At 52.1% G+C, this 15,555-nt stretch carries 14 protein-coding genes; 9 read left to right on the plus strand and 5 right to left on the minus strand.

The window, feature by feature from the left end; all coding sequences use genetic code 11:
* The first annotated feature begins 199 nt into the window (after positions 1–199).
* A complete protein-coding gene (locus tag G3M78_02510) occupies positions 200–985 on the plus strand; it encodes a zinc-dependent peptidase (protein ID QPJ66742.1) in 786 nt (261 codons plus the stop codon).
* A gap of 7 nt (positions 986–992) precedes the next feature.
* Here the strand turns inward: G3M78_02510 and G3M78_02515 are convergent, their stop codons facing one another.
* The 3 genes from G3M78_02515 to G3M78_02525 form a co-directional block, all read right to left on the minus strand.
* Positions 993–1,370 (minus strand): helix-turn-helix domain-containing protein, encoded by a 378-nt coding sequence (locus tag G3M78_02515; protein ID QPJ64328.1) that lies wholly within the window; start codon positions 1,368–1,370, stop codon positions 993–995.
* An 83-nt stretch (positions 1,371–1,453) separates the two neighbouring features.
* The gene (locus G3M78_02520; protein ID QPJ64329.1) at positions 1,454–2,062 is read right to left on the minus strand and encodes a MarC family protein; all 609 of its coding nucleotides are present in this window, start codon (positions 2,060–2,062) and stop codon (positions 1,454–1,456) included.
* A 248-nt stretch (positions 2,063–2,310) separates the two neighbouring features.
* A complete protein-coding gene (locus G3M78_02525; GenBank protein QPJ64330.1) occupies positions 2,311–3,033 on the minus strand; it encodes a hypothetical protein in 723 nt (240 codons plus the stop codon).
* A gap of 321 nt (positions 3,034–3,354) precedes the next feature.
* Here G3M78_02525 and G3M78_02530 point away from each other — a divergent pair, with 321 nt between their 5' ends.
* The 4 genes from G3M78_02530 (at position 3,355) to G3M78_02545 (ending at position 9,526) form a co-directional block, all read left to right on the plus strand.
* A complete protein-coding gene (locus G3M78_02530) occupies positions 3,355–3,603 on the plus strand; it encodes a hypothetical protein (GenBank protein QPJ64331.1) in 249 nt (82 codons plus the stop codon).
* 67 nt (positions 3,604–3,670) lie between these two features.
* The gene (locus G3M78_02535; protein ID QPJ64332.1) at positions 3,671–6,952 is read left to right on the plus strand and encodes an HYR domain-containing protein; all 3,282 of its coding nucleotides are present in this window, start codon (positions 3,671–3,673) and stop codon (positions 6,950–6,952) included.
* A 70-nt stretch (positions 6,953–7,022) separates the two neighbouring features.
* Positions 7,023–7,835: a hypothetical protein gene (locus tag G3M78_02540; GenBank protein QPJ64333.1), complete on the plus strand. Its 813-nt coding sequence runs from the start codon at positions 7,023–7,025 to the stop codon at positions 7,833–7,835.
* A gap of 803 nt (positions 7,836–8,638) precedes the next feature.
* Positions 8,639–9,526: a LysR family transcriptional regulator gene (locus G3M78_02545; GenBank protein QPJ64334.1), complete on the plus strand. Its 888-nt coding sequence runs from the start codon at positions 8,639–8,641 to the stop codon at positions 9,524–9,526.
* A gap of 79 nt (positions 9,527–9,605) precedes the next feature.
* Here the strand turns inward: G3M78_02545 and G3M78_02550 are convergent, their stop codons facing one another.
* Positions 9,606–10,091: a hypothetical protein gene (locus G3M78_02550; GenBank protein ID QPJ64335.1), complete on the minus strand. Its 486-nt coding sequence runs from the start codon at positions 10,089–10,091 to the stop codon at positions 9,606–9,608.
* Positions 10,092–10,371: 280 nt separating this feature from the next.
* Positions 10,372–11,082 (minus strand): hypothetical protein, encoded by a 711-nt coding sequence (locus tag G3M78_02555; protein ID QPJ64336.1) that lies wholly within the window; start codon positions 11,080–11,082, stop codon positions 10,372–10,374.
* Positions 11,083–11,429: 347 nt separating this feature from the next.
* Between G3M78_02555 and G3M78_02560 the strand changes: the two genes are divergently transcribed.
* The 4 genes from G3M78_02560 to G3M78_02575 all read left to right on the plus strand — a co-directional run bounded on the left by G3M78_02560 (position 11,430) and on the right by G3M78_02575 (position 15,546).
* Complete coding sequence (locus G3M78_02560; GenBank protein ID QPJ64337.1) at positions 11,430–12,380, plus strand: tripartite tricarboxylate transporter substrate binding protein; 951 nt, start codon at positions 11,430–11,432, stop codon at positions 12,378–12,380.
* Positions 12,381–12,433: 53 nt separating this feature from the next.
* On the plus strand, positions 12,434–12,925 hold the full coding sequence (locus G3M78_02565) for a tripartite tricarboxylate transporter TctB family protein (protein QPJ64338.1): 492 nt from the start codon (positions 12,434–12,436) through the stop codon (positions 12,923–12,925).
* Positions 12,926–12,931: 6 nt separating this feature from the next.
* Positions 12,932–14,422 (plus strand): C4-dicarboxylate ABC transporter permease, encoded by a 1,491-nt coding sequence (locus G3M78_02570; protein ID QPJ64339.1) that lies wholly within the window; start codon positions 12,932–12,934, stop codon positions 14,420–14,422.
* A gap of 347 nt (positions 14,423–14,769) precedes the next feature.
* The gene (locus G3M78_02575) at positions 14,770–15,546 is read left to right on the plus strand and encodes a hypothetical protein (GenBank protein ID QPJ64340.1); all 777 of its coding nucleotides are present in this window, start codon (positions 14,770–14,772) and stop codon (positions 15,544–15,546) included.
* Positions 15,547–15,555: the final 9 nt, after the last annotated feature.

A 15,555-nucleotide genomic window follows, 5' to 3' on the forward strand; every position in this document is an offset into this window, starting at 1 on the left:
TTTGGATTATAAAGAACTCCCAGATGAATCCAAACTTCTGCCATCCCTTTCACAGAAGTACACGAAGGTAAATTGGATGCATCCCTTATTGCCAGAATTGTTTCAGTATTCATATAATAAGGCGCTATCGTTATTCTGGACTCACACCCATTTTTCAAAGAGGGTGCGGCGCAAACTCACCTTGAAAGAAGTTTATTGTATGTGGCAATGGTTCAGGAATTATCAGCGGAAAAAAATACTGGCGACTCCTTTCCCCAGCGCCTGGGAAAAGCAGGTTCAGAAAAACCTTCAATACTACCAACATCTCACCCTTGATGAAAAAAAGCGCCTGCAGGAGCTCATCCAAATCTTTATCGCAGAAAAAACCTGGTCGGGTTGCAATGGCCTGATATTAACGGATGAAATTCGCGTCACCATTGCCGCCCATGCCTGCCTGCTCATCCTTGCCCTGCCTAACGATTCCTATCGCAATGTGGAATCTATTTACGTTTACCCGACCACCGTATTTTCACCCGAGAGCAAGGTCGGATTCTTCGAAGTCGTCACCAACCCCGTGCGCGGCCCCATGCCCATTCTTGGCGAAGCGCATCATCACGGCGGACCGGTGATACTCGTCTGGGATGAAGTGAAGAAAGAAACCCGCCACCCCGAATACGGACACAATGTGGTCTATCACGAATTCGCCCATAAACTGGACATGCTCGACGACAGCGCCGACGGCACCCCGCCGCTGGCGAGTCGCGAAGAATATCAACGCTGGACTGAAGTCTGCTCGAAAGAATATCTGGAACTATGCGAGCAAGTGGAACAGGGAGAGGAACTGTTCTTTGACAGTTATGCGGCAACGGACGAGGCGGAATTTTTTGCGGTGGCGACGGAGCATTTCTTTTGCGAACCAAAAGACATGAAGCTCTACCATCCGGAACTCTATCAGGTCCTGCAGAGTTTCTATCGCCAGGACCCGGCGACGAGAAGCTCCACTTGACATAAAATCAAGCGGGTGATCTTTTTACTCCGATCGAAACATCCAGAACGATATCTGTGTAAGGGACGCGAGGAATGATTTTACCGCTGACTCCTTTCTTGAGCCGAACCAGGCCATAACGTTCCATGGTGTGAAGGGTGCGCGATAAATTTGATTTGGCGCGTCCTGATAGTTCTGCAAGCTCTGCAAGTGAACCCGGATTTTTTTCCAGGATAAGGTCGAGCAAAACCCGGTTCCTGTCAGACAAAATTTTGGCAAAGCTCTCCATGGACGTAAACCACACTTTCGGGTCATTACGCTTCGGATTAATTTTCCCGCTGGCAATAGCCAAGGTGCGCGCCTTCATTTCACCATAATTAGCAATTCCAATTTTTAATGTACTCATTGGATGATTCCTTTCTCTTTTAAAACCTGATCCACTTCTGCCCAGAAATCTGCCAGTAACGAAGCGACAGGTCTGGCGCGCTCTCACAAATTGAAATATTCCTTGATGCCCGCAAGGGTGTTGGTGGTGGCGACGGCGGCGAGGATCAGGCCCATCACCCGGCTGACGACGCTGGCGCCGCTACTCCCTATGAGCCGATTGATCCAGTTGGAAGCCAGCATCAGGATGTAAGCGATGAGCAGGACCAATAACATCATTCCCACAGTTTGCGCCTGCTCGGAGATATTGAAACGCGAGTTTTCGGTCATCAACACCGCGGCCAGCATGGCTCCAGGCCCTGCAATGGAAGGGACGGCTAAAGGAAAAATGGCGGTTTCTTTTTTACACTCCACCAGTCGCACTTCTTCTTCCGGCTTGCTTTCGCCAAAGATCATCGTCAATGCAAACAGGAACAGCACGATCCCACCCGCAACCTGAAAGGCTGAAAGCGGAATCTGCATCGCTGTCAAAATAATCTCACCGGCTATCACAAAGAACAACAGGATCCCGGCGGAGGCCAGCGTCGAATAAAGAGCGATCTTGCGTTTCGCGGCGTCGTCAAATTTTTTTGTCACGGCGATGAAGACGGGGACCGTTCCAATGGGGTCTATGACAGCGAAGAAAAATATGAATGTCGCTACAAAATCTATCATGGGCAATTCCTCGCTGTAATTTGAAACGTTTCAATCTCCTACGATGCAAGGTTAATTGAAACGCAAGACGCCGACAAGCGAAATCCCGCGCCTGTCTTGCGCCATCGGATCGGGCAAGACTTCAGCACGAAAGCGCGATGTCGCGCGATCTATTGCAAAGGGCCGCTACAAGCGGCTCAGCGCCGGGAAAATTCAGACTGTGATCCTTCGACCTCTGGTTTCTCCATCAGTCTGCCGCGACACGCGGCTCAGCGCGGGTTTTGCTGGAGGTATTCTCTTTTTTGCAGGACGCGATAGAGTTTTCCCGCTTCCGTTTTCACCTGCATGGCTTTGGGTAAGTGCGCCAGGTCTTCGGGCTTCTTGATTTCGTGTCGCGTCAACAGCGCGCGGAAGCTGGGGTCGTGAAAAATTTCTTCGGGGATGGCGGAGCGGAAAGTATCTCCCAGCAGGAGTTCGAGCTGGGCCTTTGTGTAGGGGATGCGCTCTTTGGCCCAGATTTTTTTCTGAATGCGTTTGGCGGGTCGGTAGGCGAATCCCCCGGGGCTTTTGTTTTCCTGCGCGAGGGCTTGCCCTTCATCCACAATTTCCATATCTCCGGTTCGGTCGAGGATCATCACCTTGCCCAGCGGGTTGGATCCGATCTCCACCGTGCTGTAGTTGACCAGCAGGCGACGAATGGCGGAGGGCCAGTCGGGCTGGTTGATGTCTGCGCTGATGAGGTCCAGTCCCAAATGCCCGGCGACCCTGAATTTCACTCCCGTGACCTGTTCCAGCGCCTGCGCTACATCGAACAGTTTCTGATCTTTCACTTGAATGGCGACGCCATTGGCAGTTTGTGCGATGGTTCCCACCTTGGGGAAGCCCGGTCCATGCCCGGAAACGAATGACGCTCCCGTTAGGCTCAGCGCTCCGGCGAGGCACAAAATTTTCAGAAGATGCGGCGCTCTTATAAAGAATAGATTCATTTTCATGTTTCGGCGATTTAAGGTTTCGCTGTGAACAGCCCGGCTATTCTACAATAAATTTTTTCGGGGACCACTCGCTAATTTTTTGAAAATTATCAAAAATTGGCACAATCGCCGCATCTAGTTGAAATTTTTGACATTAATGGCAAATAGACCTGATAAACCGGAGTTTTTTACTGCAAAAACGACCTTTTTGGGGTAGTTTAATCAAGCTATTTGCAATAAAAGCCTATTTGGTCACTTTAGGATACAGCATTTTCTCAATCAACGCTTTTCAGTCTGTCCATAGATTATTTATATATCTTCACTTTATTAAGGAAACCTCTCATGAAATTAAAACTAGTTTTAGCGCTTGCGACGCTTCTGATGATGGCGGCTCCTGCCTTTGCCGGCGACTGCCATTCAGAACTGGCAGTATTGGACACGCAGTTGGAAAACGCCAACGTCTCGGACGGCGTTAGAAAAGAAGCGACTTATATGCGCGACGAGGCCGAAAAAGCCTGCACCGCGGGGAATGAACAGGACGCTCAGGAGCATATCTCCATGGCGCGCAGGGCTTTGGGAATTCAAGGCTAACGAGGCTTGCATCACAAAACATCGCGGATCAAACATTTATCTTTAAACAAAACGGGGCGCACGGGGAATGAAATCAAAAACTAATCACTATCTGGTTTTACTACTGACATTATTTTTTATGATCATGGGAGCGGCGGACGCCTTCGCCACCCATTTTCGTTTCGGACAAATCACCTGGAAAAAAACCGGGCCAACGACGGTGCAGTTCACCGTCACCTCCGCCTGGCGGAGTTCTTTTGGCGTCCAGCCCACAAGTCAGGTGGTAGAGCTCGGCGATGGAACATGGGGACAAGCTGGCCCCGTTGTCGCCACACTGAGTGATCTGCGCGGCGAATCTTACAACATCCACACGAACACCTTCAGCAAAACTTACCCTGGAACCGGCCCCTATAGGGCATCAATCGATTCCTGTTGCCGCATCAGCACGCTGTCTAATGGAAGCGATACCATTTATCGAGTGCAAACCATGGTGGACTTGAGAGGTTCGCAAACCGGCTCAACAATCTCGTCCATCACGCCGCAATTGCAATGGCCCCAAGGCCCCAATTCAGTCGCTCTGCCCTTCGCCGATCCGGACAGCAATAACGTAACTTGTTCACTGGCTGCATTGTCAGGCACGACCGACGCGGGTTACAATACGCATCCGACCGCGGGAGGCAACGCGCTCAGCGTATCGAGCGATTGTGTGGTCTCCTGGGACGCTACTTCAGCCGCCGACAAATCCAAATGGGCGCTGCAGGTGGAACTCACAGAAGGCGGCCTCACCTCTGATCTGGATTTTATCATTGAAGTGAACGGTCAACTGGCTTTGAACGAAGCCCCCACCTGTACCCTGAACGGTCCGGTGAACAGCACGGTTGGCGTGGGTCAGGCGTTTGCGATCTCCGCAACAGGTAACGATCTCGAAGACACGCAGTTGACGATGACCGCTCTCGGCGTTCCGGCAGGCGCGACTCTGGTCCCGTCGAGCGGAACCACTCAGAACGATCCCTTCAACACGACCTTCAACTTCACGCCAACCACAACCGGTTCGCATGCGGTCACCATCAACTTCGCGGATTCACAGAATGCGCAAGGTTCCTGTAACTTCTCGCTCAACGTGGTCAACGCGCCGCCGGTGGCGGATGCGGGAAGCGACCAGAACGTGGATGAAGAAACGAATGCGACTCTGGATGGAACCAACAGCTCCGATCCTTTCGGTCGAACCCTGACTTATAGCTGGGTTCAGGTAGCAGGCCCTGCAGTGGCGCTCTCCGGTAGCTCTTCGGCGAATCCGTCATTCACCGCGCCTGCGGTGCTGGTCGATACGGTGGCGACTTTTGAGTTGACCGTAGACAATGGTTCTTTCACAGACACCGACACCGTCGATGTCACCATCGTCAACACCAACACGCCTCCGGTCGCCGATGCGGGTCCGGATCAAACCGTGGAGCAGGAAGGCCCGGCGGGTTCGAACGTAACGCTCGACGGCTCGGCTTCTTCCGATGCAGATAACGATCCGCTGACCTACGACTGGTCGGGCGACGCCACCGCAAGCGGCGTCAACCCCATCGTTCCATTGGCGGCGGGTACGCACAACATCACCCTCACCGTTAGCGACGGTAGCGAAACCAGCGACGACACGGTACAAATCACCGTCGCAGACACCATCGCGCCTGTGATCACCGTGAGTGATCGCACGGTGGAAGTGACAGGACCTACTCAGGCTGTCGATGTTTCTGGCGATGCCACGGCGACGGATGCTGTCGGCGTTGTGTCTTTGACTAACGATGCGCCTGCAACCTTCAACGCCAACACCACGACTGTGGTGACCTGGACGGCTTGTGATGCCGCCGGCAATTGTTCCACCGCCGTTCAAAACGTGACGGTGCAGGACACGACGCCGCCGGTAATCACTGTGACCGACCGAACCGTGGAGGCCACCGGGCCAACGATGAGCGTTGACATCTCGGCGGATGCCACGGCGACCGACGAGTTCGGCGTTGCATCTCTGACCAACGATGCGCCTGCAACCTTCCCGGCCAACGCCACGACTGTGGTGACCTGGACGGCGACCGATGCGGCGGGCAACACCTCCACCGCGGTACAGAACGTAACGGTTCAGGACACCATCGCTCCGGTCATCACCACTACGGATCGTACGGTGGAAGCCACGGGTCCGACGATGAGCATTGACATCTCAGCGGACGCTTCGGCGACGGATGCTGTCGGCGTGGTCTCACTGACCAACGATGCGCCTGCAACCTTCCCCGCCAACGCCACGACCGTGGTGACCTGGACGGCAACCGATGCGGCGGGCAACTCGTCCACCGCGGTGCAAAACGTGACGGTTCAGGACACCATCGCTCCGGTAGTCACTGCGACGGATCGTACGGTGGAAGCGACAGGACCGACGATGGCCATCAACATTTCAGCGGACGCTTCGGCGACGGATGCTGTTGGAGTCGTCTCTCTGACCAACGATGCGCCTGCAACGTTTGCCGCCAACTCCACAACCGTGGTGACCTGGACGGCGACCGATGCGGCAGGCAACTCGTCCACCGCAGTGCAAAACGTAACGGTTCAGGATACGATCGCTCCCGCTCTCGCAGCTCCGGCTGATGTAACGACGGGCGCTACGGGAACCCTGACTACGGTTGCTCTCGGCTCGCCGACTGCAACCGACGCTGTCGGCGTTGTTAGCTTGACCAACGACGCTCCAGCCGCAGGCTTCCCGGTCGACTCCACGACCACCGTCACCTGGACCGCCTCAGACGCGGCGGGCAACACCTCGACCGCTACGCAGGTGGTAACGGTTCGTCCTTTCGATCTCGATATCAACATTTTCAAAACCAAGTTGAAAATTCATCGAGGCGACAGCGACAAGGATAAGGATAAGGACAAAGACAAGGACAATGATCGAGGGCCGAAAGACTGGTTGCAGATCGATGGAAAATTCACTGAATTTTCCAACGGCGACGGCCTGAACTGGCTCACCGATCCGGTTGTCATCACCTTGAACGGCTTCACCTGGAACTTGCCTCCAGGCTCCTTCACTGTTAAAGGAGGAGACAGAGACAAGGACAAGGATAAAGATCGAGACCGGGGCGTTACCTACACCTACAAAGGCGGACACAGCGGCCTTACCGAGGTGAAGGTGGATAGAAACGGTAAATTCAAACTCAAGGTCAAACGCACCGACCTGAGCGGACTGTCCTATTCCACGCCGATTCCTTTCTCTGTCACCGTCGGAAATGACTTTGGAGAAACCGATGTTTCCTTCAATACTCGAAGGGGCAACGATGGCGACAAAGACAAGGATGACGATAAGGGAAAGAAAAGTAAGAAAAAGTCTGGTAAAAGGAGATAGTCTTTTTTAAACTCTAGCAATCGGGGGGAGGGGCTTCGCCCCTCCCCCTTTTTTTAATTGATCACTACTTATGCTGATACGAATTCTATCCATCGTCCTGCTGGTTTTGTCTGCCGCTCCGCTCCACGCGGAACCGAAACCGTCGACCAACAATCCCCCCGTCGCCAACGCAGGCGAAGACATCACCGGTCGGCAGGGAAGCTCCATCACGCTCAACGGCTCCGCCAGCCACGATCCCGACGGCGACAATTTCTCCTATCGCTGGAGTCAACTGACCGGCGACAAAGTCGAGCTGAAAAGCGCGAATTCGCCCACGCCCTATTTCGACGTGCCGCCCATTAAACCCGGCGGCGGTATCTTCATTTTCAAACTGGAAGTCACAGATGATAACAAGGACGACCCGAAAACCTCGACGCCTGATACGGTCATCGTCCATGTCGCCAGCGACATCGACCCGCCGAATTGCAAACGCGCGCTACCTAGCAAAGTCAGCCTGCGCCCGCTTGATTCCAAAATGCACGCCATCAAAATCAAGAATGTCGTCGATGACCGAGACTTTTATAATATTGCCATTCTCGATATCGTGAAGGTCACGCAGGACGAGCCGGTGCTGGGCGAGGGCTATGGCAGTAACGGACCCGACGCCGTCATTCAGGTCGCCGACCCTGTGGACTCGGTTCTGTTACGCGCGGAAGCGGGCAAAGACGGGAATGGCCGCGTCTATCGAATCGATTTCACCGCTACCGACGGTTTTGAAAAATGCGAGGGATCTGTCATGGTTTCTGTGCCGAACGGACAGAATAAGAATTACGCTGTGGACGATGGGCAAAATTACGATTCCACCAAACCCGGCGAGGCGCCCAGCTTGACGCTGGACCCATAAGGCTAACCCGCATTGCTATCATCCCCTTGGGCGAAATCAGAAAATCTTCGGCTCTTATCAAGCAGATGAAATCTGCCCAGCGTGACGCTGGACTCATAACGCTGTCATCTCTCTGCTATCTACCCCTTTAGACGCAACTGAAACGTTTCGGCTTTTATTAAGCAGATGAAATCTGCCCAGCGTGACGCTGGACCCGCAAAGCTAATCTCGCACTGCTATCAACCCCTTTAAACGCAATTGAAAACTTACGGCTCTAACCAAGCGGGCGAAGTCCGCCCGACTTGATAGAGCCGCAAGACTAGTCAAAAATTTTCCCTGAAGCTAGAACCGCTCCCGTCGCAATCAGGGATAGGACAACAATCACCGTAATCAAATAGATGTCAGTCAGCATAGCGCTCACCTCCTCGAAAATTCACGATCATTGCCAGAAGTAAGAAACCCAAATCGTCATGATCCCCGCAAGGATCGCAATAATAAATCCTGCGTGGATAAAAACATGAAACAAAGAGTTTTTGTCGAAACCGAAAAATCGATTGATTGAGTTTTTCATAACACCCTCCTTGAATTTTAATAAAATCCGTTACCATGGAGACTGTCTTTTAGAGATTCAGCGCTGGGAACCGTCGAAGTTTGGCCGCGTTGCCAGCAGGCCCACGCTCCAGACGCTCCCCTCGCGCCACCTTAAACAAGCTGCACTGCTCACAGTCTTTTCGCCTGTTTACTAGTTAAGATGGCTTGCATTCAATTTGGTTTTATTGATAATATTTACAATTAATATTGATTTTATTAATGCAAATATCATCATGAATTCGCTTAATTACCAGCATTTATATTATTTCAGGACCGTGGCGATGGAAGGGAGCGTTTCGCAAGCCGCCAAGAAACTTCTCCTCGGCCAGCCTGCCATCAGCCTGCAATTGAAACAGCTGGAAGATAATCTGGGCCTGCAATTGTTTCACAGGGAGAACAGAAAACTGACCCTAACAGAAGCGGGTCAGACGGCTCTGGAATACGCCAATCAAATTTTTCGACTCGGCGATGAAATGCAAGAGGCATTGAAGAATGGATCCTTCGCACGGCGCGCTCATCTTCAAGTGGGGGCCCTGGACAGCATTCCCAAAAAACTGATCCAGCTACTCATTCAAGCCGCAGGCGAAGTCGCCGAATGTAGCATCACCGTTCTTGAGGGAGAAGGGGATTTTCTGTTTCGGGAATTGCTCGCCTACAAAACGGATTTGGTGATTTCAAATTACCCCCCATCCATCGGCAACGCGAAATTGCATTCCTCGCGAATGCTTGCCAGCGCTCCCATCTCAATTTTTGCCGCGCCCAAATTCAAGAATCTTGCGAGAAAGTTTCCGCAATCAATGGCGGGTCAGCCATTCATCTTCCCGACACTGCATAGCAAGTTACGTCGCGATCTGGAGCATTACTTCCGCGTGAGAGAGATTCCCATCAACATTGCAATCGAAACCCAGGACACCGCGGTTCAAAAAAGACTGGGCATGGAGGGATTAGGCCTGGTGCCGCTCGCTGATTTTTCTGTGAAGGGGATAAGAAAAAGAGGTCAACTGGTAAAACTGGGAACCCTGGCGGAACTGCATGAAGAATACTGGCTGACTTCCAATTCAGGACTAATCCATAACCCCGTTGCCGCCAGCTTATTCGAAAACTTTCAACTCAAGATCTAATCTGTTTTCACGATTAACCCGCTTAAGCGCAACTGGAAACTCACGGCTCTTGTTCTGCAGACATAGTCTGCTTGGAAAATTATTCCCTAAGGCATTTCTGTGATTGGTTAGCAAGCTTCGACTTAATAACAGGGTACAAGTTATAAGTCGCATAAAACTCCGTTCGAAACGCCTTCCATCCCGAACGCTCCACGGCGAGGTTCACCTCCCGCAACTTTTTTGCAGGCACTTCCAGAGTGACGACCTGACCGATCCCCATCATCACATACCAGGAAACGACATGCGTGCCCGCAGGCGGAAACTGTTCCATAAATTTGGCGTCCGACAAAATCGTCTGGATTTCATCAATCGTCTTGGACTGATCGTGTTTAAGAAACACAGTCAGTAAAATACTATCCTCTGCCTGTCGATGCGTATCACTGTCGACCAGCTCCAGACTCCGCATCGATGTTTTAACCTTGAGGATTTCTTCTGCATCGGCGCTCGTCACAGCGCCAGACATCAGGAAAATCAGCCCTGTAAAAATTAATAAACTCATGATGTGTGGATGAATGTTAGATTTCATGATGTTTTCCTATAAAAAATGTTAATTCTCAATTTACCAATGAAGTCTAGTCACAGAATACACATCTGTAATTTATAAGAAAATATCTAATCGCGATAGGCCCTGCCCCTGCCCGGCGCATGAGGGCAAATAAAAAAGGACCCACGCTTGTTAAACGTGAGTCCCTAATCTTCCTCACCCTCAGAGAGGAAGTTTCTAACGCTCAACTCGCACTCCTATCAACCAGTTCAGGCGTAATTGAAAGCGTTTCGGCCCTCTTCCTGCAGGCGAAGCCCGTCTATTATTTTGAAACTTGTGCTTTCAAAATTTTCGATTCAGTGATCCTTGCGTTGCCCTGCGCGTTTGCCTGCGCCGCGCCAAAGTGCTTGGCGGCAAGCTCATGTTTTCCCAATTTATCCAAAGCCATCGCTTCGTTAAAATGATACTCGCCAACGCTCGAATCCTTTTTAGAAGCGGTTTCAAAATGACTCAACGCCTCGCTGTATCGACCGATATTAAAATTGGAAATTCCCAGGGCATTTTCCAATTGAGCGCTTTCATCCAAACCCTCTCGCTTCGGAGCCTTCAACGGCACGTCCGCCGTAAGCACGATCTTGGGTTTAAGAGATAAAAGTTTGGCGTGCAACTCTCCCCGCTCTTTTTCAGCCACCTTGAATTTTTTCAGCGACACCATGATATGATCGACAATGACGTAGAAATCCGCGTCCGTAACGCCCAGCCCCACATGCACCACCTCCAGCGGTCGATTGATCACTCGACAGGGACCGCCGGTTGTGTAGCACATGAGATTTTTATTTTTCTGTCGCAATTGATTCCTTGTATCCGTTCCCATTCCAACAAAGAAATGCGCGATCTTAGGGTCCGCCCACGACTTGGTGAGAAAATCATCGATCACATTGGATATAACGTCATACCCCCCCATGCGCACATACAGAGAATTTTCATCCACAGACTCATAGGCTTTCTCCGCAGTTGCTAAACCGGGAGCCATTAGAAATAGCGTTAACAACACAACATACATACCCTTAAAGCTCATACTTGATTTCATAATTTCCTTTTTTATTTTTCATTGTTCAATCAGTGAACGTGATTCGGTATTTGCCCAGGTCCCAACATAGCATACGGGCCATCTTTTCGTAGTAGCGCTCCTCAGGACAATCATTCATACAATTGATGAAAGAATCAGCTACACCTCGGCATGAAGCGACAATTCATTGCATGGACCACAAAAATTCTTCTGTCCGAAAAAATATAATGCTAAGGTCATAACGCCAAATTATTCTTCAACGGTATGGTAGATTGATTCAGTCTTAACTTCTCTAATTCGACGCGGTGCACATGAAAATTATTTTCAGTCTGTTCCTGGCTCTGTCCTTCTTTCCGAACGCTTGGGCCGCCGACTGGCCCAAGCGAACGATCAAGCTAACGGTAGGCTTTGGAGCGGGGGGAACGACGGATTCCACGGCGCGGCTTCTCGCAAAAATTCTCGAAAAGGACCTCGGAAAACGAATCACCGTGATCAATAAACCGGGAGGGGGCGGCTCGGTCGCCGCGGCTCTCACTCGCGCGCAAAGACCCGACGGTTATAATTTGTTCACGCTCGCAACCGGCGCTTCCGTTCTCATGCCGCACATGCTCGATCTGCCTTACGATCCCTTAAAAGATTTCACATTTATCGCGCAGTATGCGACCTGGAATTTCGGCATTGTCGCCCCTGTAGACGCTCCGTTCGAAACCCTTCAAGAGTTGATCGAATTTGCCAGACAAAGGCCGGGAAGCGTGAGTTATGGCATTGGCGGCGCGGGCACGCCTCCGCATCTGGCGATGGAGCGTCTCGCGCAGGTGGAGGGCCTCGACTGGAAGGCGATTCCCTACACCGGCGGTACGGCGGCTGTGACGGCCTTGCTGGGCGGGCATATCACGATCATGGCGGGTTCAACCGAATGGCTGTCGCAAGTCAAGGCGGGTCGATTCAAACTGCTGGCGATTCTATCGGACAAAAGAATGCCCGATTTCCCGGAGGTTCCCACCCTGCTTGATCTGGGCTACGAAATCGCCGCGCCTTCCATATTGGGCATCGCCGGCCCCGCCGGGATTCCCGATGAAGTCGTCGCCAAGCTGGAGAGCTCGATTGCTTCAGCAATGAAAAGCGCCGAGATGGAAAACCTGATCAGGAATCTGGCAATGCAGATCGAGTATCGAAACAGCGCCGACTTCGAAGCGCATGTCCGGCGGGAGCATCAGGGACAAGGCGATTTGATTCAATCGATCGGTCTGGCCAAACAATGAAGCCGAAGCGATCATTCAGCTTAAAAAAGCGCTCCCCACTCTAATCGCATATTATGGAATCTTACCGAAGTCTCAAGCAGGACATTATCGCATCGCTGGCGATTCTGTTGCTGTCCATTTTCACGATTGGCTACCTCATCCCCAACCACGTCGCCGAAGCCAGCGTTACGGCGCTATCGCCTCGCTTCTTCCCGCTCGTCGGCGCCGTATCCATCGGTCTGTTTGCGCTCTGCTTGTGTCTAACTTCAACCTTTTCACTCAAACGATTAACAAATGAAAATCAAATTGAAGCGACGACTCGCCAAAACGCAAAGCTCTCAGCCTTCGCTGAGTTCAAACGACCCCTCATCGTATTTGCGATTTTATGCGCCTTCGTTTTTGCATTCGAATCGTTTGGCTACCTTGTCGGCGCTCCGGTCGCTCTTTCAACTTTGATGTTCGCTTTCGGTCAGCGCCGCCCCCTCGTCTTATTCGTTCACTCTCCATTGATCGCAGGCCTCCTGTTCCTTGCCTTCGAATATGGGCTGGGTTTACCGCTGAGTTGAGGCCTTATGCCCGATGAACTTCTGAGTTCGTTTCTTTTGGTTTTCAGTTTCGGAAATATCCTTGCGGTATTGCTGGGCGTGATCTTTGGCGTGTTCATGGGAGCGGTGCCCGGTCTGACCGGCACCATGGGCCTCGCTCTGATCATTCCGCTGACTTATACACTGGACCCCGTCGCCGCATTTTGCATTTTGCTCGGTTGTTACAAAGGATGTCTTTTCAGCGGAAGCATTCCCGCCATTCTGATCAACACGCCGGGAACGCCCGCGGCGGCGGCGACGGTCTTGGACGGCTACCCGCTGTGCCAGCAAGGCCAGGCGGGAAAGGCGCTGGGCATGGCGCTCTGGTCTTCGGTGATCGGCGATTTCATTTCGATGATCGCTCTGGTGTTTGGCGCGCTGGCGCTGGCAAGCATGGCCACAAAGTTTGGTCCTCCCGAGTACTCCATGCTGATCCTGTTCTCTTTGACGATCGTCGCGGGAGTATCCGGCGACTCGTTGACCAAGGGATTGATCGCGGCGGGTTTTGGCTTTTTATTTGGAACCGTCGGACTCGATCCGATGACCGCAACGCCGCGTTTCACCTTCGGCGCGGTCACGATGATGAACGGCATTTCATTGATGGCGATGCTGATCGGTTTGTTCGCCATGTCTGAAATACTGATTCAGGCGCAGTCGCAACACGCTCGCGCAACGCTGACCGCCGCGATATCTCAGGCGAAAATCAGCCTGAACGATTTGAAGCAATGCGCGAGAACGATTTTCCGGGGCTCCATGATCGGAATCATTCTAGGCTCCATTCCCGGCCTGGGCGCCACCCCCGCCGCGTTTCTGTCCTACAGCGAGGCGAAGCGAAAATCAAAACGCCCCGAACGATTTGGAAAAGGCTCGCTGGAAGGCGTCGCCGCCACCGAATCGGCAAACAACGCAACCTGCGGCGGCGCGCTCATTCCGCTCATGGCTCTTGGAGTGCCGGGAGACGTGACCACCGCCGTATTGCTCGGAGCCTTTCTGATCCACGGCCTGGCGCCGGGGCCGGTCTTGTTCGAAGAGAATTTGGGACTCGTCTACGCCATCTTCAGCGCCTTGTTTCTGGCGGTGATCCTGCTTCCCTTCGTCGGTCTCGTCGCGGTTCGAATTTTTTCAAGGATTTTGAAAATTCCCAAATCCATCCTGTTCCCCGTCATCGCCCTGCTCTGCGCGCTCGGCATTTACAGTTTCAATTCGAGCTTTGCCGACGTGTGGACCATGCTGATTTTTGGAGTAGTCGGTTTTGTCATGCGCAAGCTGGACTTCCCTCTGGCGCCGATGATGGTGGGATTTGTTCTCGAACCCATTGGCGAGCGTTCGGTTCGGCAAGCCCTGACCCTCTCCTCTGGCAACCCGGGCATCTTTTTCTCCACCCCCATTTCGATTTTGTTTTCAGGCCTGACTCTTGCGTCGCTTACCTATATTTCTTTCAATAGTTACAAGAAAATAAAGCAGGCAAAAAAATCCTAAGAATTGATTAAAATATCTGGAAGGCTATTATAATACAGCCCCTTTTCCATTGATTTTTCCTGCATTATCGCCTCCCTCATGAGTTGTATTTCCTGCAAAACACATTTCGGGCGACGATCCTGTTCTGTAATGAATAGAAGGCTTTATGGCGTATCAAAGCGTTCCTTTCCCGGCTCATACCCTCGCTTGGTTGACTCCAAATCGACCCGCGATTTCTCCCCAAATGAAGCAAGGGAGATATTGTTGAAATAGATAAAATATTCGGTTAATCTAAGCCCGATTTTTACCGGGTGGAGGTATTCAGCCCTGCAGGAAATGAGAATTTTTGTCCATAAAAAGGTGATTCTATGAATATCGTTCAACTCAGCCTTTTGCAAAACGACGGTTGCGCGGGCGGTTGTAAATTCTGTGGACTGAGCCTCAACTCCGAAGTCGAGCGCGAACTCTCCCCCAGCGAAATTGAGTTTCAAAAATCATTCGATTTTGCGCGCAGTTCCAATGCGCGCCTCGAACTGGTGTTCCCAAGCGTTGGCACCAATCAACGCGAAGTGCTTGGCCTGTTAACTGAAATGTCCGGCGTCATTCAACGCAACGCCGACGTCGATCTCGCCATCAACCCCGGTCTTTGCACCCGCCCCGAGTTTTACGATCAATTGGCGAGTCTTGGCGTTAAACGTTACCGCAACAATCTGGAGAGTTCCCGCCGCTTGTTTCAAGACCTGGTTCCGAGTCGACCGCTGGCCCAGGACACCAAACTCGAATCGTTAACACTCGCGCGCGCTTCCGGCCTGAGCGTCGACACCGGTTGGCTCTGCGGTTTGGGCGAGACCGAAGCGGATATTGATGATATTCTTGAGCTGCTGGAGGCATCCACCCCGGATTCCATCACCCTTAATTTTTTTGACCCGCGTGAAGCGGCGGAAGCTTTTGAACACACGCAACCTTCCCATCAAGCGGGATTGGACCGCTACGAAGCCTTGCAAGCCCGTTTCCCAGGAACAGAATTGACTCTGGGAGGCGCGTACGAACTGTGGATGGGAGCGGATGCCCAGCAACTATTAAAAGCGGACGGCGTTTATGTCGGTCGCTTTCTCGATCATGGAATTGAGAAGAGCGCTTGCTAATAAAACGGA

Source organism: Candidatus Nitrohelix vancouverensis (assembly GCA_015698305.1).
Classification (GTDB): Bacteria; Nitrospinota; Nitrospinia; order Nitrospinales; family VA-1; genus Nitrohelix; species Nitrohelix vancouverensis.

Coding starts and splice junctions, on each gene's coding strand:
- G3M78_02510 (QPJ66742.1), top strand. CDS start 200: ATGTGGCAATGGTTCAGGAATTATCAGCGGAAAAAAATACTGGCGACT.
- G3M78_02515 (QPJ64328.1), bottom strand. CDS start 1,370: ATGAGTACATTAAAAATTGGAATTGCTAATTATGGTGAAATGAAGGCG.
- G3M78_02520 (QPJ64329.1), bottom strand. CDS start 2,062: ATGATAGATTTTGTAGCGACATTCATATTTTTCTTCGCTGTCATAGAC.
- G3M78_02525 (QPJ64330.1), bottom strand. CDS start 3,033: ATGAAAATGAATCTATTCTTTATAAGAGCGCCGCATCTTCTGAAAATT.
- G3M78_02530 (QPJ64331.1), top strand. CDS start 3,355: ATGAAATTAAAACTAGTTTTAGCGCTTGCGACGCTTCTGATGATGGCG.
- G3M78_02535 (QPJ64332.1), top strand. CDS start 3,671: ATGAAATCAAAAACTAATCACTATCTGGTTTTACTACTGACATTATTT.
- G3M78_02540 (QPJ64333.1), top strand. CDS start 7,023: ATGCTGATACGAATTCTATCCATCGTCCTGCTGGTTTTGTCTGCCGCT.
- G3M78_02545 (QPJ64334.1), top strand. CDS start 8,639: ATGAATTCGCTTAATTACCAGCATTTATATTATTTCAGGACCGTGGCG.
- G3M78_02550 (QPJ64335.1), bottom strand. CDS start 10,091: ATGAAATCTAACATTCATCCACACATCATGAGTTTATTAATTTTTACA.
- G3M78_02555 (QPJ64336.1), bottom strand. CDS start 11,082: ATGGCTCCCGGTTTAGCAACTGCGGAGAAAGCCTATGAGTCTGTGGAT.
- G3M78_02560 (QPJ64337.1), top strand. CDS start 11,430: ATGAAAATTATTTTCAGTCTGTTCCTGGCTCTGTCCTTCTTTCCGAAC.
- G3M78_02565 (QPJ64338.1), top strand. CDS start 12,434: ATGGAATCTTACCGAAGTCTCAAGCAGGACATTATCGCATCGCTGGCG.
- G3M78_02570 (QPJ64339.1), top strand. CDS start 12,932: ATGCCCGATGAACTTCTGAGTTCGTTTCTTTTGGTTTTCAGTTTCGGA.
- G3M78_02575 (QPJ64340.1), top strand. CDS start 14,770: ATGAATATCGTTCAACTCAGCCTTTTGCAAAACGACGGTTGCGCGGGC.